Source organism: Cellulosimicrobium sp. AB352, from assembly GCF_049538415.1.
GTDB lineage: Bacteria > Actinomycetota > Actinomycetes > Actinomycetales > Cellulomonadaceae > Cellulosimicrobium > Cellulosimicrobium funkei.
The window spans coordinates 1-18,233 of the sequence record NZ_JBMVFX010000020.1; the positions used below are offsets into that span (position 1 = coordinate 1).

Genomic DNA, 18,233 nt, shown 5'->3' on the forward strand with positions numbered 1-18,233 from the left:
GACGAGTCGCGAGACGGGCCCCGCCGCGGGGTGCGCGAGGGCCACTTCTCCCGTCTCGGCGAGGCACCGTCCGCGACACCGCGCCGGCGCGGGCCGACGGCGGTCGGTCAGGACGCGTCGGGGACGGCGACGTGGACGCGCAGGGTGCCCGGGTCGAGCGGGGCGAGGTCGGCCGGGTCGGGGGTCGTCCACGTCGCGCCGTCGCGCGACCAGCGGCGGTCGCCGACCTCGACGGCGACGACGTTCGTGGCGTCCGCCGTCGCCACGGCCCACTGGGCGACGGCCCACGCCGACCGCTCGACGCCGCCGTCCTCCGCGGCGCCGGGGAGCGCGGACGCGTCGACCACGACCAGGCCCCCGTCCCCGCCGTCCGACGGGGCGAGGCGGACGGCGTCCCCGAGGTCGCGCGCGACGCGCTCCCGGAACGGCTCGGCCGGGTCGCCGTCGGCCGGGACCTCCTCCGCCGGGACCGCCGCGAGGTCGCACGTGAGCGACGCGGGCGACCAGCCGGTCAGCGCGGAGGCCCACGCGCGCGAGCGGGGCTCGTGCTGCGCGTACGCGTCGGGGAACGCGGACCGCTGGACGGTCTGCGCGGCGACGGTGACCTCCATGCCCTCGTACCCCTCGACGGTCTCCAGCGCGTCGTAGAACGTGTTGGTCGAGTAGACCGGGTCCATGATCTCCGCGACGGTGCCCCACCCCTGCGAGGGGCGCTGCTGGAACAGGCCGACGGAGTCGCGGTCGCCGTAGTCGATGTTGACGAGCCGCGACTCCTGCAGCGCGGTCGCGAGCCCGATCGTCGCGGCGCGGGCGGGCAGCCCGCGCCGCACGGTGGCCCCGGTGATCAGCGCCGCGTTGTCGGCCTGCGTCACGGAGAGGTACCACGTGCGGCCGTCGGCGGTCGCGGCGCAGCGCTCCGCGACGGGCGTCGCGTCGTCGAGCCGGTTGAGCGCGACCACGACCGCGCCGACCCCCACCGCGGCCACCGTGACGAGGGTGACCGCGGTGCGCAGGGGGCGTCGGCGCGAGCGGACGCGCCCCGGCGCCGGGGCGTTCGGGGAGCGCGGGGGCTGCGTCGTCGTCATCGTCGAGGCGGGGCGTGCTCGGCAGGGGCCGGTCAGTTCGCGTGCAGCGCGGCGTTGAGCTCGACGCCCGCGCCGGTCCGCGAGACCGCCTCGACCCCGCCGGTCAGCGAGTTGCGCCGGAAGAGGATGCCGGACCGGCCGGCGAGGTCGCGCGCCTTGACGACGAGCGGCTCGCCCGAGGCGTCCTTCTGCCCGACGACCGTCACCTTGGTCCCGGCGGTGACGTACAGGCCGGACTCCACGACGCAGTCGTCGCCGAGCGGGATGCCGAGGCCCGCGTTGGCGCCGAGCAGGGAACGCTGCCCGACCGAGATGACCTCGCGGCCGCCGCCGGACAGCGTGCCCATGATCGACGCGCCGCCGCCCACGTCGGAGCCGTCGCCCACGACGACGCCCGCCGAGATGCGACCCTCGACCATCGACGTGCCGAGCGTGCCCGCGTTGAAGTTCACGAAGCCCTCGTGCATCACGGTCGTGCCGGCCGCGAGGTGGGCCCCGAGGCGCACGCGGTCCGCGTCGGCGATGCGGACGCCCGACGGGACGACGTAGTCCACCATGCGGGGGAACTTGTCGACGCCGAGCACGGTCACGGGCTGGCCGGTCGCGCGCAGGCGCAGGCGCGTCTCCTCGAAGCCGTCGACGGCGCACGGGCCGTGGTTCGTCCACACGACGTTCGTCAGCACGCCGAAGAGGCCGTCGAGGTTCAGGCCGTGCGGCACGACGAGACGGTGGGAGAGCAGGTGCAGGCGCAGGTAGGCGTCGGCGGTGTCGGCGGGGGCGGCGTCGAGGTCGATCTCGGTCCGCACCACGACGACGTCCACGCCGCGCAGCTCGTCGCGCTCGGCGAGCGCGTCGAGGGACGCGGGGACGGCGGCGTCCGCCGGGGCGGCGCCGAGCTCCGGCGCGGGGTACCAGACGTCGAGGGTCGTGCCGTCGTCGGTGACGGTCGCCAGGCCGTAGCCCCACGCCGTACGCGGCTCGGACGCGCCCGCCGAGGGGGCGGGCGCGGGGGTCGCAGAAGTCATGCGCCCACCCTATCCGGCACCGGTAGGGTGCTGGCGTGACGTCTCCCACCCCTGGTACCGGACCCGTGCTCGACCTCCGCGGCGACCTCGTCGCCCTGTTCCGCGCGGTGTGCGACGTGCCGTCCGTGAGCGGGGACGAGCGCGCGCTCGCGGACGCGGTCGAGGCCGCGCTGAGCACGGTCGCGCACCTGGAGGTCGTCCGCGACGGCGACACGGTCGTCGCGCGCACGGCGCTCGGCCGGGAGCGGCGCGTCGTCGTCGCGGGCCACCTCGACACGGTGCCGCTCACGGTCCCGCCGAACCTGCCGACGCGCGTCGTCGGCGAGGGCGCGCACGCCGAGGTCTGGGGCCGCGGCACGGTCGACATGAAGGGCGGCGTCGCCGTCGCGCTCGCGCTCGCCGCGGAGCTCGACGCCCCGGCGCAGGACGTCACGTGGGTCTTCTACGACAACGAGGAGGTCGCGGCGGACCTCAACGGGCTCGGGCGCCTCGCGCGCAACCGCCCGGACCTGCTGGAGGCGGACTTCGCGGTGCTCGGGGAGCCCACGTCCGCCGGCCTCGAGGGCGGGTGCAACGGGACGCTGCGCGCCGAGGTGCGCGTGCCGGGCGTCGCGGCCCACTCCGCGCGCTCCTGGACGGGGACGAACGCGATCCACGCCGCGCACGAGGTGCTGGACCGCCTGGCCGCGTACGTCCCCCAGGAGATCGAGGTCGACGGCCTCGTGTACCGGGAGGGCATGAACGCCGTCGGCATCACGGGGGGCATCGCGGGCAACGTCGTGCCCGACGAGTGCGTCGTCACGGTGAACTTCCGGTTCGCCCCCTCCCGCAGCGTGGCCGAGGCCGAGCAGCACGTCCGCGACCTCTTCACCGGGTTCGCGGTCACGCTCACCGACGCGGCGCCGGGCGCGCGGCCCGGCCTCGACGACCCGCTCGCGGCGGACTTCGCGGCGGCCGTCCTCGGCGTGACCGGCGGGGCGCCGGCCCCGAAGTACGGCTGGACCGACGTCGCGCGCTTCGCCGAGCTCGGCGTCCCGGCGGTGAACTTCGGCCCCGGGGACCCGCTGCTCGCGCACAAGGACGACGAGCGGTGCCCCGTCGGGCAGCTCGCGCTGTGCCGCGACGCGCTCCGTGCGTGGCTGACGGCCGCCCCTGCGGCATAGGCTCGTGACCATGAGCGACACGGTGCGTGACCAGCCAGGTTCCGACGACGGCGTGCCCCAGACGGGCAGCGGGTACCGCAAGGGTCCGGTGCTGCTGCGCGGGGACCAGATCCCGGGCCAGACGACGGACCAGCGCCTCCTCGACTCGCGGGGGAGCGCGGACTGGGTGCACTCCGACCCGTGGCGCGTGATGCGGATCCAGAGCGAGTTCGTCGAGGGTTTCGGCGCGCTCGCGGAGGTCGGCCCGGCCGTCTCCGTGTTCGGCTCGGCGCGGACCAAGCCGGACCACCCGGACTACGCGCTCGCCGAGGACGTCGGTCGCCTCCTGGTCGACGAGGGCTTCGCGGTCATCACGGGCGGCGGCCCCGGCATCATGGAAGCAGCCAACAAGGGGGCGTCGGAGGCGGGCGGCCTGTCGATCGGGCTCGGGATCGAGCTGCCGTTCGAGCAGGGCATGAACCGCTACGTCAACCTCGGCGTGAACTTCCGCTACTTCTTCGCCCGCAAGACGATGTTCGTCAAGTACGCGCAGGGCTTCGTGGTGCTGCCGGGCGGGTTCGGCACGTTCGACGAGCTGTTCGAGGCGCTCACGCTCGTCCAGACGCACAAGATCACCGAGTTCCCCGTCGCGCTCGTCGGGACGGACTACTGGACCGGCCTGCTCGACTGGGCGCGGACCGCCGTCGTGGGGCGCGGCATGATCAGCGAGCACGACCTCGACCTCATCCACCTGTGCGACGACCCGGCCGAGGCCGTCGAGTACGTGTGCGACCGCGGCGCCGAGCTGCGCGCGGAAGAGCGCGAGGCGACCGAGGAGCTCGCCCGGGCGCAGGCCGGCGACGCGAGCTGACGGGCGCGGCACGATGACCGCAGGTCCCGGCGCGCCCGGCTCCGGCGGGGGCGAGCCGGGGGCGCGCCCGTCCGAGGGCGCGCCCGTCCCGCTGCCGCCGCTCGGGGTGCCGCCGCGCGGCACGTCGCTCGTGCTGCGCGGGCGCGAGCTCGACCGGCCCGCCGTGATGGCCATCGTCAACCGCACCGACGACTCGTTCTACGCCGGCGCGCGCCAGCTCGACGACCGCCAGGCGCTCGCCGCCGTCGAGCGCGCGGTCCGCGAGGGCGCCGAGATCCTCGACGTGGGCGGCGTGCGCGCCGGGGTCGGCCCGGAGGTCACCCCGGCGGAGGAGATCCGCCGCGTCGTCCCGTTCGTCGCCCGCGTGCGGTCGGAGTTCCCGGAGCTCCTCGTCAGCGTGGACACGTGGCGGGCCGACGTCGCGCACGAGGCGGCGCTCGCGGGCGCGGACCTCGTCAACGACACGTGGGCCGGGCACGACCCGCGGCTCGTCGAGGTGGCCGGGCAGCACGGGATCGGGGTGGTGTGCTCGCACACCGGGGGAGCGCGGCCGCGCACGGACCCCGTCCGCGTCGACTACCCGGCCCGCCCCGGAGCGGCCGACCCGCGCGACGGCGTCGTGCAGGACGTCGTGACGACGCTGCGGGCCGCGGCCGAGCGGGCGGTGTCGTGCGGCGTCCCGCGCGCGTCGGTGCTCGTCGACCCGACCCACGACTTCGGCAAGAACACGTGGCACTCCCTGCACCTGCTCCGCCGCACCGAGGTGCTCGCGGGGCTCGGCTTCCCGCTCCTCATGGCCCTGTCGCGCAAGGACTTCGTGGGGGAGACGCTCGACCTCCCGGCCGACGAGCGCCTCGAGGGCACGCTCGCGGCGACGGCCGTCGCCGCGTGGCTCGGCGCGCGCGTCTTCCGCGCGCACGACGTCGCGGCGACGCGCCGCGTCCTCGACCTGGTCTCCGCCGCCCGCGACGAGACGGCCCCGGCAGCGGCCCTGCGGGGCCTGGCGTGACGACGCCGCGCACGGCCGCCCTCCCCGCGGCGCGGGCGCGGCTGCTGCGGCCCGCCACCTGGCGGTGGTGGGTGCAGGTGCTCGTGGTCTACGCCCTGGCCCGGGCGGTGAGCGCCGGCGTCCTGCTCGTCGCCGCGCGGTCCCAGGAGCAGAACCTGTGGACCGACGCCGCGCCCTCGTACCTCGCCTACGTCGGCCGGATGTGGGACGCGAGCTGGTACGAGCAGATCTACGTCTCCGGCTACCCGGACACGCTCCCCGTGGGCCCCGACGGCGCCGTGCAGCAGAACGTGTGGGCCTTCTTCCCGCTCTTCCCCGCGCTCGTCCGCGCGCTCGACGCGGTCACCGGGCTCGGCTGGGAGGTGCTCGCACCGACCGTCGCGCTCGCGTGCGGGGCGGGCGCGGCGCTCGTCGTCCATCGGCTCGTCGCGACGGCCGGGGCGGCCGCCGTCGAGCGCCGCCCGGGCCTCCCGCTCGCGACGGTGCTGCTCGTCAGCGTCTTCCCCTCCAGCCCGGTCCTCCAGGTCGCCTACACCGAGTCGCTCGCCCTGCTCCTCGTGGCCGGTGCGCTGCTCCTGCTCGCGCGGCGCCGCTACGCCGGGGCGGCGCTCCTCGTCGTGCTCCTCGGCTTCTGCCGCGCGGTCGCGCTGCCGATGGCGGCGGTCGTGCTGTGGCACGGGTTCGTGCGGTGGCGCCGGGGGGACCTGCGCGGGCCCGACGCCGCCCGGCTGGGCGGGCTGCTGGTCGTCGCCCTCGGGAGCGGGCTCGTGTGGCCCTGGCTGTGCGGCGCGGTGACGGGCGTGCACCAGGGGTACTTCCGCACCCAGGAGGCCTGGCGCGGGGGCGCGGAGGTCGTGCCGTTCGTGCCGTGGGTGGACGTCTCGCGGTGGCTCACGGGCGACGCCGGCCCGTGGCTCCTCGCGCTCGTCCTCGTGGTGGCCGCCGCGCTCGTGCTCAACCCGGTGGCGGCGCGTCTCGGCCCGGAGATGCACGCGTGGTCCGGGGCGTACCTGGCGTACCTCGTGGCGACGGTCCAGCCGGGCACGTCGCTCGTGCGCTTCCTCCTGCTCGCGTTCCCGCTCGGCGCGGTGACGGTCGGGTGGACGCGGTCGCGGGCGTGGCTCGCGGCGGTGACCGTCGCGTGCGTCGTGGGCCAGGTGTGGTGGGTCTGGTCGCTGTGGCGGCTGGTCCCGCCGTCGGGCTGGCCGCCGTGACCGGGACGCCCGGGATGTCGGCACGCGTGAACTAGACTGTCCCCCGGGCGTCGTCCGAGGTCGGACGCCCCTCCTCGCGCGTGCGGGGTGGACTCGGGACAAACGGAAATGGAGTGCCATCGATGGCTGCGATGAAGCCGCGGACGGGTGACGGACCGCTGGAGGTCACCAAGGAAGGGCGAGGCATCGTCATGCGGGTCCCGCTCGAGGGTGGCGGGCGTCTGGTGGTCGAGCTCAACGCGACCGAGGCCAGCGAGCTGGGTGAGGCGCTCCAGGCCGTGGTGGGCTGATTGCCCGCACGTGAGCGCCGGGTCTCCGGAACCTCGGAGATCCCGCGCGCGCTGCCGGAGGTGGTCGGTGCACGGGGCGCGCTGAGCGACGCCCCGCTCGTCGACGAGGCACAGGCCGACGCGGTCGTGGTCGCCGTCGCGCCGCCGCGCGAGGCGGAGGACGGGCTGCAGCCGCGCGCCGGCACGGTCGACGCGACCCTGCGGTACGGGGTCGACCTCGCCGAGCTGGCCGAGCGCGCGGGTGGCCCGGGCTTCCGCGGCGCGGCCGGCGAGGTCGTGCGCGTGGACCTGCCGCGCGCGCACGTCGGGTCCACGACCCGGCTGCCGTGGGCGGGCCTGCCGCCCCGCCTCCTGCTGCTCGGCGTGGGCGCCGGCACCGCGACGGACCTGCGCCGCGCCGGGGCCGCGCTGGCCCGTGCGTCCCGCGGCCTCGAGCGGGTCGTGAGCGCCGTGACCGCGGACGCCGGGGCGGCCGAGGTCCGCGCCTACGTCGAGGGCTACCTGCTCGCCGCGTACGCCCAGCCGCGCCGCGGCGACGCGCCCGCCGGCGCGCAGGACGCCGCCGCGCAGCTCGTGCTGCTCACGCCGCCCGACCGTCCCGACGTGGCGGCACCGATCGAGGCGGCGACCCGCGCGGCCTCCGCGACGTGGCTCGTGCGCGACCTCGCGAACACGCCGTCCGACGTCAAGGACCCGGCCTGGTTCGCCGACCGCGCGCTCGGGCTGGCCGACGCGCTCGGCCTCGACACCACCGTCCGCGGCCCCGCCGAGCTCGCCGAGGAGGGCTTCGGCGCCCTCCTCGCCGTGGGCGCCGGCTCGGCGCGCGGGCCCCGGCTCGTCACCGTCACGTACGACCCCGCGGACCACGGCGTGACCCCGGCGACGGACCGCTCCGCGCCGCGGCACGTGGTCGTCGTCGGCAAGGGCATCACCTACGACACGGGCGGCCTGTCCATCAAGCCGCGCGAGGCGATGGTGCCCATGAAGACCGACATGGCGGGCGCCGCCGTCGCGCTCGCCGTCGTGCTCGGGGCCGTCCGCGCGCGGTCGGACCGGCGCGTCACCGCCGTGCTGCCGCTCGCGGAGAACCACGTCGGCGCGGCGTCGTACCGTCCCGGTGACGTGCTGCGCACGTGGTCGGGGCGCACGGTCGAGGTCGCGAACACGGACGCCGAGGGCCGCCTCGTCCTCGCCGACGCCGTCGGGTACGCCGTGCAGGAGCTCGCCCCGGACGTGCTCGTCGACGTCGCGACGCTCACCGGCGCGGCCAGCGTGGGCCTGGGTCGTGGTCACGGCGCGTTGTTCGCGACCGACGACGCTGTCGCCGACGCGCTCGAGGACGCCGCCCGCACGACGGGCGAGCGGGTGTGGCGCATGCCGCTCGTCGAGGACTACGCGGGTGCCCTGCGCTCCGACGTCGCCGACCTGCGGCACGTCCCGGTCGAGAGCCCCGGCGGCGGGGCCATCACGGCCGCCCTGTTCCTCCGGGAGTTCGTGGGCGACGTGCCCTGGGCCCACCTCGACGTCGCGGGACCGGCGCGCGCGACGGCCGACCGGCACGAGGTCGTGGCCGGGGCGACGGGCTTCGGCGCCCGGCTGCTGCTCGAGGCGCTCGACCGGCTCTGACCTGGCCGGTCAGCGGCGGACGGCGAGCAGAAGGCCGTCGCCGCTGGGCAGCAGTGCCGGCAGCACGCGCTCGTCGGACCGGAGCGACCGGCCGACCTCGCGCACGATCGTCGTCACCTCGTCGCGCCGCGCGGGGTCGGCGACGCGGTCGTGCGACAGCGCGCCGTCGACCGCCAGCACGCCTCCCGGCCGCAGGAGGCGCAGCCCCTGCTCGACGTACTCGGGGTAGCTGTGCTTGTCGGCCCCGACGAGGACGAGGTCGTACGCGCCGTCGGTGAGGCGGGGGAGCACGTCGCTCGCGCGGCCCGGGATCGTGCGCGTGCGGGACGCGGGCACGCCCTCCTCCGCGAACGCCGCCTTCGCCGCGCGCTGGTGCTCGACCTCGACGTCGATCGTCGTCAGCACGCCGTCGGCGGGCATACCGCGCAGGAGCCAGATCGAGGCGACGCCCGTGCCGGTGCCGATCTCGACGACCGCGCGGGCCGCGAGGGACGCGGCCAGGACCTGGAGCACGGCCCCGACGCCCGGGAGGACCGCGGGGCAGCCGAGCTCGGCCGCGCGGTCGCGCGCCCGCAGGAGGACCTCGTCCTCGGAGACGAACTCCTCGCTGTACACCCAGCTCGCCGCCTTGGCGCTGCGGTGGGTGCCGACGTCGCTGGTGATCAGGTCCTCCTGGTGGTCCGTCGTCCGGCCCCGGGGGCCGGGCCGGCACTGTCTCGGATCGTACCCGCCCCCTCCCACGCCGGCCCGTTCCCGCGCCGCGCGCGTGTGCACGGGCCGTGGACGTCGCGCGCACGTCCCGCGTGAGCCGGGGAACACGCGCCGGGGGCGGGACGTTCTTCTGGGACGATGGACCACGTGGACGACGCACGACCGAGGACCAGCACGCACGGCCAGCAGGACGCGGGCACGTGGGTGCCGCCGTCGTGGGACGCGATCGTGCGCGAGCACTCGGCGCGGGTCTACCGGCTCGCCTACCGCCTCACCGGCAACCGCCAGGACGCGGAGGACCTCACGCAGGAGACGTTCGTCCGGGTGTTCCGCTCGCTGTCGAGCTACACCCCGGGCACGTTCGAGGGCTGGCTCCACCGGATCACGACGAACCTCTTCCTCGACCAGGTCCGGCGCAAGCAGCGCATCCGGATGGAGGCCATGGGCGACGACGACGGGCACTACCCGGCGCGCGCCGAGGCCCAGCCGGAGCGCGGGTTCGAGCACGCGAACCTCGACCACGACGTGCAGCGCGCGCTCGACGCGCTCTCGCCGGAGTACCGGGCCGCCGTCGTGCTGTGCGACATCGAGGGCCTCTCCTACGAGGAGATCGCCGTCACGCTCGGCATCAAGCTCGGCACGGTCCGCTCGCGGATCCACCGCGCGCGCTCCCAGCTGCGCGCCGCACTGCCGCACCGCGACCCCGCGGAGCGTCCGGCGTCGGACGACGCACCGACGGCCGTTGGCGCCCGGGGGGCGGCGTGACCCATCTCGGCTCGCGGCTCTCCGCGCTCGTCGACGGGCAGCTGTCGCCCGCGGAGGCGGAGCGCGCCCTGGAGCACGTGGCCTGCTGCCCGCGGTGCGCGGCAGAGCTCTCCGCGGCCCGGGCGGCCCGGCGCGCGCTGAGCACGGCCGGGCCGGTGGAGCCGGCGCCGGACCTCGCCGCACGCCTGCTCGCGCTGTCCGCCCAGATCCCGCCGACGGACGGCGACCCGCTGCGCGCGGCGCCCGCGCCGAGCGACCCCTGGGCAGAGACCGCGACGCTCCCGCGCGGCGCGTGGAGCGGCGAGGTGCGCCGCGTCTCGCTCCGGCGGCGGGTCGTCGGCCTCGTCGTCAGCGGCGTCGGCGTCGCGGCGGTGGGCCTCTTCGCGCTGGGGGAGAGCCCGCTCGTCACGCCGGACCTGCACCGCAGCGACCCGCTCACCGTGCTCGCGCAGGCCGCCCCCCGGGCCACGGGAGCGCTCGTCGTCGGCGGCGCACGGACCGACGGCCTGGACGGCGGGTCGGGCGGGGGGACGGTCGCCGACGGCGGCGCGTCCGCCCTCGCGGCGCTCGCCGCGCAGGGCTGGACCTGCCCGACGCCGCTCCCCGAGGGCTTCCGCGTGGCCGACGTGCGGGACGACGCGCGGCGCGGCGTGCTGGAGATCGACCTCGAGGCGCCGGGCGGGGAGGCGGTCGTGCGCGAGCAGACCGGCCTGCTGGACACGTCGGCGCTCGCGGGCGGCGAGACGTGGGACGTCGACGGTCGCCGCGTGCACGTGCTGTCGCAGGAGCCGTGGCACGTCGTGTGGCAGTCGGGCGACACGGTGATCGACGTCGTCGCCGACACCGAGCAGGAGACGGTCGCCGCCCTCGTGGCGGCGTTCCCGGCCCGTGACTACGATGCCGGGGTCCCGGCGCGCATCTCCCGGGGCTGGACGACCATGACAGGAGCGCTCGGCACCTCATGACCGACCCCCAGACCGGACCGGAGCAGCCCGGTCCGCGCGACGCCGCGCCGAACCCGTTCGCGCCGCCGTCGGCCTACCGCAGCGTGCCCGTCCCGCCGTCCGCCGAGGCGCCACGGCCCACCGAGGGAGCTGCGTCGGGCCACGCCGTGCCCGCGTACGGTCCGGGACCGGTCCCGCCGCCGCCCGCGGTGCCCGCGCCTGCGCAACCCTCGAGCGCGGGGCCCACGGACCCCTGGGAGCGGCTGAGCGCGTTCGGCCAGCCCGAGGCGCCGACGCGCCCGGGCGGGTCCGTCGACCCGACCCTCGTGGGCGTGCCCCGCGGAGCGGTCGGCACCGCCCCGCGACGCGGCCTGCGCCCGGCCGCCGTCGCGGGCGTCGCGGTGCTCGCGCTCGTCGCGGGCGCCGTCGGCGGCGTCGCGGCCGACCGCCTCGCCGACCCGCAGCCCTCCGGCTCGTCCGTCTCGGCGCTGCCGCCCGCGAGCGTCGAGCCCGGCGCGGACCGCCCCGACGGCTCGGTGGCGGACATCGCGGCGACCGTGCTGCCCAGCGTCGTCTCGCTCCAGGTCCGCGGGGCCGACGGCGTCGCGACCGGATCGGGCTTCGTGCTGCGGGAGGACGGCTTCATCCTCACGAACAACCACGTCGTCGCGTCGGCCGCCGACGGCGGCGACATCGTCGTGCTCTTCTCCGACGGGCACGAGAGCCCGGCCGAGCTCGTCGGGCGCACGGTCGACTACGACCTCGCGGTCGTCAAGGTCGAGGACTCGGGCCTCACGCCGCTCGCTCTCGGTGACTCCGACGAGGTGGTCGTCGGGGACCCGGTGGTGGCCATCGGTGCGCCGCTCGGGCTCAACGGGACCGTGACCACGGGGATCATCAGCGCGCTCAACCGCCCGGTCCAGGCGGGTGCCGCGGCGGAGACGGCGTTCATCAACGCGATCCAGACGGACGCCGCGATCAACCCCGGCAACTCCGGCGGCCCGCTCGTCGACGGCCGGGGCCAGGTGGTGGGCATCAACTCGGCCATCGCGCAGCCGCCGGGGAGCGGCGAGGCCACGGGCAGCATCGGGCTCGGGTTCGCCATCCCGTCGAACCAGGCCCGCCGGACCGCCGAGCAGCTCATCGCCGACGGCGTCGCGACGTACCCCGTGATCGGCGTGCTCCTCGACCAGCGCTACCAGGGCGAGGGCGTGCAGGTCTCGACCGACGCGCAGTCCGGGACGCCCGCCGTGACGCCCGACGGCCCGGCGGACGCCGCCGGGATCCGGCCGGGAGACGTGATCCTGTCCATCGACGGCCGGCCCGTCACCGAGTCGGACGAGCTCATCGTCGCGATCCGGGCGAAGGCGCCGGGGGACGCGGTGACCCTGCGCGTGCGGACCGGCGACCAGGAGCGCGACGTGCGCGTCGTCCTCGACGAGGCCACGAGCGAGTAGTCTGTCGGCGTGTTCGGGATCAACGGAGCCGAGTTCGTCGTGCTCCTCATCGTGGCGGTCGTCGTCATCGGTCCCGAGCGCCTGCCGCGCTACGCGGAGCAGCTCGGGGCGTTCGTGCGGTCGGCGCGGGGCTACCTGCGCGACGCGAAGTCGCGCGTGGACGCGGAGCTCGGCGAGGAGCTGTCGGACGTCGACTGGGCCAAGCTCGACCCGCGCCAGTACGACCCGCGCCGGATCGTCCGCGAGGCACTCCTGGACGACGACCCCCTGCCCGAGCGCGTCTCCCCGCCCCGCCCGGCCGCTCCCGTCGCGCCGACGGGGCCCGCCCCGTTCGACGACGAGGCCACCTGACCCCGTCGTCCGACCGCGGTACGACGGCGATTCGTTCCGGCGCCCGAGCACCTGTCAGAATGGGGCAATGTCCATCGAGGCGACGCACATCGGTCCGGCACCGGTCCCGGAGACCACGCAGGAGCCCGGGAGCCCGACGGGCACCCGGCCACGGATCCTCTCGGGCATGCAGCCCACCGAGGACTCGCTGCAGCTCGGGAACTACATCGGTGCGCTGCGCCAGTGGGTCTCCCTCCAGGACGCGTACGACGCCCTGTACTGCGTCGTCGACCTCCACGCGCTGACGGTCAACCCGGACCCGGAGCGGCTCCGCGAGCGCACCCGCCGCACGGCCGCCCAGTACCTCGCCGGCGGCGTGGACCCGGACCGCTCGGCGCTGTTCGTCCAGTCGCACGTGCCGCAGCACGCCGAGCTGTCGTGGGTGCTGTCGTGCCAGACGGGCTTCGGCGAGGCGGGCCGCATGACCCAGTTCAAGGACAAGTCCGCGAAGCAGGGCGCCGACGGAACGACCGTCGGGCTGTTCACGTACCCCGTGCTCATGGCGGCCGACATCCTGCTCTACGACGCGGCGCTCGTGCCGGTCGGCGAGGACCAGCGCCAGCACCTCGAGCTCACCCGTGACCTCGCGGAGCGGCTCAACGCCCGCTTCGGCGACGGGACCGCCGTCGTGCCGGAGGCCCACATCGTCCGGTCGGTCGCGAAGATCTACGACCTCCAGGAGCCGACGGCGAAGATGAGCAAGTCCTCGTCGAACGGCAAGGGCGTCATCTGGCTGCTCGACGACCCGAAGGTCGCCGCCAAGCGGATCCGGTCGGCTGCGACCGACTCCGGCACGGAGATCCGCTACGACCCGGTCGCCAAGCCCGGCGTGTCGAACCTGCTGACCATCTACTCGGCGCTCACGGGGCGGGACGTCGAGGCGATCGCCGCCGAGTACGACGGCCAGGGCTACGGGCGCCTCAAGGTGGACCTGGCGGACGTCGTCGTCGACTTCCTCGTGCCGTTCCAGGAGCGCGCGAACACCTACCTGGCGGACCCGGCCGAGCTCGACGCGGTGCTCGCGCGCGGCGCGCAGAAGGCCCGCGAGATCGCGGCCGGCACGCTCGCCCGCATCTACGACCGCGTCGGCCTGCTGCCCGTGGGCGGGACGACCGCGTGAACCTCCCGGAGCGCGAGCCCCACCAGGTGCGGATCGGCATCGCGATCGAGGTGCCCGAGCCGTTCGCGACGCAGCTCCAGGACGCGCGCGCACGGTTCGGCGACCCGCTCGCGCGGTCGATCCCGCCGCACGTGACGCTCCTCGGCCCGACGGTCCTGGACCGCACCGCGCTCGACACGGCGCGCGCGCACCTGACCGAGGTCGCGTCGACGGCGGCGCCGTTCCGCCTCCACCTGCGGGGGAGCGCGACGTTCCGTCCCGTCTCGCCCGTGGTGTTCGTCCAGGTGGTCGAGGGCATCGCGGAGTGCGAGCACCTCGAGAGCGCGATCCGCACCGGCCCGCTCGCCCAGGACCTGCGGTTCAACTACCACCCGCACGTGACCGTCGCGCACGAGGTGCCCGAGGCCGCGCTCGACGCGGCGTTCGACCAGATGGCGACCTACGACGCGCAGTTCGACGTCGCCGGCTTCTCGCTCTACGAGCACGGGGACGACGGCGTCTGGCGCCCGGAGCAGGTGTTCCCCCTCGGCGCGGATGCCGCGGGAGCGACCGCCTCGTAGGGTTCGGGGCGTGACGTCGCCCCGCCCTGCCGCCCCGCGCGTCGTCACGCGCACGCGCGCGCGGGTGGACGCGCTCGTCGAGCGCTGGAAGGACAGCCGGCCCGGCCGCGCGACCTACCGCTACCTGTACGCGCGCGGCGCGCTCCTGTGCGGCGGCATCGCGTACTCCGCGCTGTTCTCGCTGTTCGCCGCGCTGACGATCGGCTACACCGTCTTCATGCGGGTCCTGGGCGGCCGCGAGGAGCTCATGGACGTCGTCTTCGGCGAGATCAACGAGCTCGTCCCCGGGCTCATCGCCCTCGACGGCGAGCCCGGCGAGATCCGGCCTGACCAGCTCCTGCTCGACTCCGGGCTCAGCGTCACGAGCGTCGTCGCGGGCGTGGTGCTGCTCTTCTCCGTCGTGTCGTTCATGTACCACCTGCGTGGCGCCGTGCGGACCATGTTCGGCGTGAGCGACGTCGGCCAGAGCCCCGTGCTCGCCCGGGCGCGCGCCCTCCTCGGGTTCTTCCTGCTCGCGCTGTTCCTCCTCGTCTCCGCCGTCGCCGGCATCGCCGTCACGTCCCTCGGCAACCAGATCCTCGAGGCGATCGGGCTCTCCGGCGGGCCCGCCGTCCTCGTCACCGGTGCGGGCCTCGTCGTGAGCGTCCTGCTCGACGCGCTCGTCGTGGTCGTCGTCGTGCGGCTCCTCGCCGGGGTGCGGGTCCGACGCCGCGACCTCCTCGTCGGATCGCTCACCGCCGCCGTCGGGTTCGGCGTGCTCCGCTACCTCGGGTCGTCGTTCGTCGAGAGCAGCGCCACGCGGAACGCCCTCCTGGCGTCGTTCGCCGTCCTCGTGACGCTGCTGCTCCTCGTCAACTTCACCGCGCGCATCCTCCTGGCCGTGTGCGCGTGGATGGCGAACCCGCCGCGCCCGCCCGACCCGGTGCCCGACGGCGCCCGGCACGCGCGCGACGGCCGTCCCGAGCTGCCCGTGCTCGACGGCGACAACCCGGCCGACGGCCGCCACCTCCGGGCGCCCCGCCACGCCGTCGAGAACAGGCGCGACGATGTCGAGGACAGGCGCGACGCCGTCGAGGGCACGCGCGACGCCGTCGTCCCGTCGACCGAGGAGCACCTCCGCGCCGGTCACGGGTCGCACCGCCCGTGGAGCCCCCTGGTCCGCGGAATCCGCCGGGGCCGCCTGCCGCGCGGGACGTGACCGCCGCGCTCGGGCGGCGGGTCGAGATCGGCACGCGCTGCCGAGATCGGCATGTGCGGCTGCCGATCTCCGCCGCAGATGCCGATCTCGGTCGAGACTGCCGATCACGGTCGTGCCGGTCGGTCACGGAGGCGCTCGTCGAGGAGGCCGCGACGTCACCCGGGGACGACGAAGGGCGCCGACCGTCCGGTCGGCGCCCTTCGTGGCGGTGCGGGGGTGTCAGAACGCGCGGGTGATCATCGCGCGCTTGACCTCCTGGATCGCCTTCGTGACCTCGATGCCGCGCGGGCAGGCCTCGGTGCAGTTGAAGGTCGTGCGGCAGCGCCACACGCCCTCCTTGTCGTTGAGGATCTCCAGGCGCTGCGTGGCGCCCTCGTCGCGGCTGTCGAAGATGAAGCGGTGCGCGTTGACGATGGCGGCGGGGCCGAAGTACTGGCCGTCGGTCCAGAACACCGGGCAGGACGACGTGCACGCGGCGCACAGGATGCACTTGGTCGTGTCGTCGAAGCGCTCGCGCTGCGCGGCGGACTGGAGGCGCTCCTTGCTCGGCTCGTTCCCGGACGTGATGAGGAACGGCATGATCTCGCGGTAGGACGCGAAGAACGGCTCCATGTCCACGACGAGGTCCTTGACCACGGGCAGGCCCTTGATGGGCTCGACCGTGATCGGCTTGTCGGGGTTGACGTCCTTGAGGAGCGTCTTGCACGCGAGCCGGTTGCGGCCGTTGATGCGCATCGCGTCCGAGCCGCACACGCCGTGCGCGCACGAGCGGCGGAACGTCAGGGAGCCGTCGTGCTCCCACTTGATCTTGTGCAGGGCGTCGAGCACGCGGTCGGTGCCGTGCGCCTGGACGGTGAACTCGTCCCAGTACGCCTCCTCGCCGTGCTCCGACTCGGGGGAGTAGCGGCGGACGCGGAGCGTGACCTCGAACGAGGGGATCTCCCCGGCCTTGGGCTCGGCGGCCGGGCTCTCGAGTGTGGCAGTCATCAGTACTTCCGCTCCATGGGCTCGTACCGGGTCTGGGTGACGGGCTTGGAGCCCAGGGCGACCTTGTAGCCGTCGAACTGCTCGACGTGGTCGAAGTAGCCCGCGACGTGCCCGTCGGCGACGTCGCTGGCGGACGTCGGACGGCGGTAGGCCATCGTGTGCAGCATGTAGTTGGCGTCGTCGCGGTCCGGGAAGTCCTCGCGGTAGTGGCCGCCGCGGGACTCCTTGCGGTTGATCGCCGCGACCACGGTGACCTCGGCGATGTCGAGGAGGAACCCGAGCTCGATCGCCTCGAGGAGGTCGGTGTTGAAGAGGCGGCCCTTGTCCTGCACGGACACGTTCTTGTAGCGCTTCTGCAGGTCGCGGATGTCCGCGAGGGCCTGGTTGAGCGACTCGCCCGTGCGGAACACCTGGGCGTTGGCGTCCATCGTCTCCTGGAGCGCCTTGCGGACGTCGGCGACGCGCTCGCCGTCGGGACGGTTGCGCATCTCCTCGAGCTGCGCGACGACGGCCGCGGCGGGGTTCTCCGGGAGCTCGCTGTACGACGCGGTCGCGGCGTAGGCGGCGGCCGTGCGGCCGGCGCGCTTGCCGAAGACGTTGATGTCGAGCAGCGAGTTGGTGCCGAGACGGTTGGAGCCGTGCACGCTGACGCACGCGACCTCACCGGCGGCGTAGAGGCCCTTGACGACGTTGTGGCTGTCGCGCAGCACCTCGGCGTCGACGTTCGTCGGGATGCCGCCCATCGCGTAGTGCGCCGTGGGGTACACGGGCACGGGCTCGGTGTACGGCTCGATCCCGAGGTAGGTCCGGGCGAACTCGGTGATGTCGGGGAGCTTGGCGTCGATGTGCGCCGGCTCGAGGTGCGTGAGGTCGAGCAGGACGTAGTCCTTGTTCGGCCCGGCGCCGCGGCCCTCGCGGACCTCGTTCGCCATGGACCGGGCGACGATGTCGCGCGGCGCGAGGTCCTTGATGGTGGGGGCGTAGCGCTCCATGAAGCGCTCGCCGTCCGCGTTGCGCAGGATGCCGCCCTCGCCGCGGGCGGCCTCCGACAGGAGGATGCCGAGGCCCGCGAGGCCGGTCGGGTGGAACTGGAAGAACTCCATGTCCTCGAGCGGCAGGCCGCGGCGGTAGGCCAGGGCCATGCCGTCGCCCGTGAGCGTGTGCGCGTTGGACGTCGTCTTGAAGATCTTGCCCGCGCCACCGGTGGCGAAGATGATCGCCTTCGCCTGGAAGACGTGGATCTCGCCGGACGCGAGGTCGTAGGCGACGACGCCGGTCGCGGTGACCGTCTCGTCGTCGGGGATCTCGCCCGCGGAGAGGTCGTGGTCGGTGATGAGGTCGAGGACGTAGAACTCGTTGAAGAACTCGACGTCCTGCTTGACGCACTGCTGGTAGAGCGTCTGGAGGATCATGTGACCGGTGCGGTCCGCGGCGTAGCACGAGCGGCGCACCGCGGCCTCGCCGTGGTTGCGGGTGTGCCCACCGAACCGGCGCTGGTCGATGCGGCCCTCGGGCGTGCGGTTGAACGGCAGGCCCATGCGCTCGAGGTCGAGGACGGCGTCGATGGCCTCCTTGGCCATGATCTCCGCGGCGTCCTGGTCGACGAGGTAGTCGCCGCCCTTGACCGTGTCGAACGTGTGCCACTCCCAGTTGTCCTCCTCCACGTTCGCGAGCGCGGCGCACATGCCGCCCTGCGCGGCGCCCGTGTGCGAGCGCGTGGGGTAGAGCTTGGAGATGACGGCCGTCCGGACCTTGCCGGACGACTCCAGCGCCGCGCGCATCCCGGCGCCGCCTGCGCCGACGATGACGACGTCGTACTGATGGGTTTGCATCGGGGTC

General features: G+C 75.1%; 18 protein-coding genes. 13 read left to right on the forward strand and 5 right to left on the reverse strand.

Translation table 11 applies throughout. The features are described from left to right. Positions 1-107: 107 nt before the first annotated feature. Together ACPCUX_RS14245 and dapD are read right to left on the reverse strand one after the other, a co-directional pair. Positions 108-1,085 carry a hypothetical protein gene (locus ACPCUX_RS14245; protein WP_423389022.1) on the reverse strand — a complete coding sequence of 326 codons (978 nt, stop codon included), beginning with the start codon at positions 1,083-1,085 and terminating at the stop codon, positions 108-110. A gap of 32 nt (positions 1,086-1,117) precedes the next feature. Further along, positions 1,118-2,110 carry a 2,3,4,5-tetrahydropyridine-2,6-dicarboxylate N-succinyltransferase gene (dapD, locus tag ACPCUX_RS14250; RefSeq protein WP_396050922.1) on the reverse strand — a complete coding sequence of 331 codons (993 nt, stop codon included), beginning with the start codon at positions 2,108-2,110 and terminating at the stop codon, positions 1,118-1,120. Positions 2,111-2,145: 35 nt separating this feature from the next. Here dapD and dapE point away from each other — a divergent pair, with 35 nt between their 5' ends. From dapE to ACPCUX_RS14280, 6 genes are all read left to right on the forward strand, one after another. Further along, entirely contained in the window at positions 2,146-3,273 is a 1,128-nt protein-coding gene (gene dapE, locus ACPCUX_RS14255) for a succinyl-diaminopimelate desuccinylase (RefSeq protein ID WP_249355854.1), read from the forward strand. 10 nt (positions 3,274-3,283) lie between these two features. Beyond that, on the forward strand, positions 3,284-4,123 hold the full coding sequence (locus tag ACPCUX_RS14260) for a TIGR00730 family Rossman fold protein (RefSeq protein WP_144722453.1): 840 nt from the start codon (positions 3,284-3,286) through the stop codon (positions 4,121-4,123). Positions 4,124-4,136: 13 nt separating this feature from the next. Further along, complete coding sequence (gene folP / locus ACPCUX_RS14265) at positions 4,137-5,132, forward strand: dihydropteroate synthase (RefSeq protein WP_186325262.1); 996 nt, start codon at positions 4,137-4,139, stop codon at positions 5,130-5,132. After that, complete coding sequence (locus ACPCUX_RS14270) at positions 5,129-6,346, forward strand: hypothetical protein (RefSeq protein WP_423389023.1); 1,218 nt, start codon at positions 5,129-5,131, stop codon at positions 6,344-6,346. Before folP ends, ACPCUX_RS14270 begins: the two co-directional genes overlap by 4 nt. Positions 6,347-6,468: 122 nt before the next feature. Beyond that, positions 6,469-6,636: a DUF3117 domain-containing protein gene (locus tag ACPCUX_RS14275; RefSeq protein WP_064506638.1), complete on the forward strand. Its 168-nt coding sequence runs from the start codon at positions 6,469-6,471 to the stop codon at positions 6,634-6,636. Beyond that, positions 6,637-8,262, forward strand: coding sequence for a leucyl aminopeptidase family protein (locus ACPCUX_RS14280; RefSeq protein ID WP_423389024.1), 1,626 nt, complete (start codon positions 6,637-6,639; stop codon positions 8,260-8,262). A gap of 9 nt (positions 8,263-8,271) precedes the next feature. On the opposite strand, the gene ACPCUX_RS14285 is transcribed toward ACPCUX_RS14280, so the two are convergent. After that, on the reverse strand, positions 8,272-8,877 hold the full coding sequence (locus tag ACPCUX_RS14285; RefSeq protein WP_043659884.1) for an O-methyltransferase: 606 nt from the start codon (positions 8,875-8,877) through the stop codon (positions 8,272-8,274). A 243-nt stretch (positions 8,878-9,120) separates the two neighbouring features. On the opposite strand from ACPCUX_RS14285, the gene sigE reads away from it, so the two are divergent. The 7 genes from sigE to ACPCUX_RS14320 all read left to right on the forward strand — a co-directional run bounded on the left by sigE (position 9,121) and on the right by ACPCUX_RS14320 (position 15,407). Then, positions 9,121-9,738 (forward strand): RNA polymerase sigma factor SigE, encoded by a 618-nt coding sequence (sigE, locus tag ACPCUX_RS14290; RefSeq protein ID WP_051028660.1) that lies wholly within the window; start codon positions 9,121-9,123, stop codon positions 9,736-9,738. Further along, positions 9,735-10,703 carry a zf-HC2 domain-containing protein gene (locus ACPCUX_RS14295; RefSeq protein WP_423389025.1) on the forward strand — a complete coding sequence of 323 codons (969 nt, stop codon included), beginning with the start codon at positions 9,735-9,737 and terminating at the stop codon, positions 10,701-10,703. The genes sigE and ACPCUX_RS14295 overlap by 4 nt, the downstream gene beginning before the upstream one ends. Beyond that, entirely contained in the window at positions 10,700-12,139 is a 1,440-nt protein-coding gene (locus ACPCUX_RS14300) for a trypsin-like peptidase domain-containing protein (protein ID WP_423389026.1), read from the forward strand. Before ACPCUX_RS14295 ends, ACPCUX_RS14300 begins: the two co-directional genes overlap by 4 nt. 9 nt (positions 12,140-12,148) lie before the next feature. Further along, positions 12,149-12,490 (forward strand): twin-arginine translocase TatA/TatE family subunit, encoded by a 342-nt coding sequence (locus ACPCUX_RS14305; RefSeq protein ID WP_034651176.1) that lies wholly within the window; start codon positions 12,149-12,151, stop codon positions 12,488-12,490. A 67-nt stretch (positions 12,491-12,557) separates the two neighbouring features. Continuing rightward, positions 12,558-13,649 (forward strand): tryptophan--tRNA ligase, encoded by a 1,092-nt coding sequence (trpS, locus tag ACPCUX_RS14310; RefSeq protein WP_081599752.1) that lies wholly within the window; start codon positions 12,558-12,560, stop codon positions 13,647-13,649. Beyond that, positions 13,646-14,209, forward strand: coding sequence for a 2'-5' RNA ligase family protein (locus ACPCUX_RS14315; RefSeq protein WP_034651171.1), 564 nt, complete (start codon positions 13,646-13,648; stop codon positions 14,207-14,209). Before trpS ends, ACPCUX_RS14315 begins: the two co-directional genes overlap by 4 nt. Before the next feature lie 10 nt (positions 14,210-14,219). Then, positions 14,220-15,407 (forward strand): YihY/virulence factor BrkB family protein, encoded by a 1,188-nt coding sequence (locus ACPCUX_RS14320; RefSeq protein ID WP_423389027.1) that lies wholly within the window; start codon positions 14,220-14,222, stop codon positions 15,405-15,407. 219 nt (positions 15,408-15,626) lie between these two features. Here ACPCUX_RS14320 and ACPCUX_RS14325 read toward each other — a convergent pair whose 3' ends face one another. Beyond that, positions 15,627-16,394: a succinate dehydrogenase iron-sulfur subunit gene (locus tag ACPCUX_RS14325; RefSeq protein WP_034651163.1), complete on the reverse strand. Its 768-nt coding sequence runs from the start codon at positions 16,392-16,394 to the stop codon at positions 15,627-15,629. Then, positions 16,394-18,226 (reverse strand): succinate dehydrogenase flavoprotein subunit, encoded by a 1,833-nt coding sequence (sdhA, locus tag ACPCUX_RS14330; RefSeq protein WP_021481377.1) that lies wholly within the window; start codon positions 18,224-18,226, stop codon positions 16,394-16,396. Before sdhA ends, ACPCUX_RS14325 begins: the two co-directional genes overlap by 1 nt. Between the last annotated feature and the right edge of the window lie 7 nt (positions 18,227-18,233).

Bases quoted from the DNA above. Each gene is read 5' to 3' on its own strand.
- ACPCUX_RS14245 (WP_423389022.1), bottom strand. From the start codon at position 1,085: ATGACGACGACGCAGCCCCCGCGCTCCCCGAACGCCCCGGCGCCGGGG.
- dapD (WP_396050922.1), bottom strand. From the start codon at position 2,110: ATGACTTCTGCGACCCCCGCGCCCGCCCCCTCGGCGGGCGCGTCCGAG.
- ACPCUX_RS14260 (WP_144722453.1), top strand. From the start codon at position 3,284: ATGAGCGACACGGTGCGTGACCAGCCAGGTTCCGACGACGGCGTGCCC.
- folP (WP_186325262.1), top strand. From the start codon at position 4,137: ATGACCGCAGGTCCCGGCGCGCCCGGCTCCGGCGGGGGCGAGCCGGGG.
- ACPCUX_RS14275 (WP_064506638.1), top strand. From the start codon at position 6,469: ATGGCTGCGATGAAGCCGCGGACGGGTGACGGACCGCTGGAGGTCACC.
- ACPCUX_RS14300 (WP_423389026.1), top strand. From the start codon at position 10,700: ATGACCGACCCCCAGACCGGACCGGAGCAGCCCGGTCCGCGCGACGCC.
- trpS (WP_081599752.1), top strand. From the start codon at position 12,558: ATGTCCATCGAGGCGACGCACATCGGTCCGGCACCGGTCCCGGAGACC.
- ACPCUX_RS14325 (WP_034651163.1), bottom strand. From the start codon at position 16,394: ATGACTGCCACACTCGAGAGCCCGGCCGCCGAGCCCAAGGCCGGGGAG.
- sdhA (WP_021481377.1), bottom strand. From the start codon at position 18,226: ATGCAAACCCATCAGTACGACGTCGTCATCGTCGGCGCAGGCGGCGCC.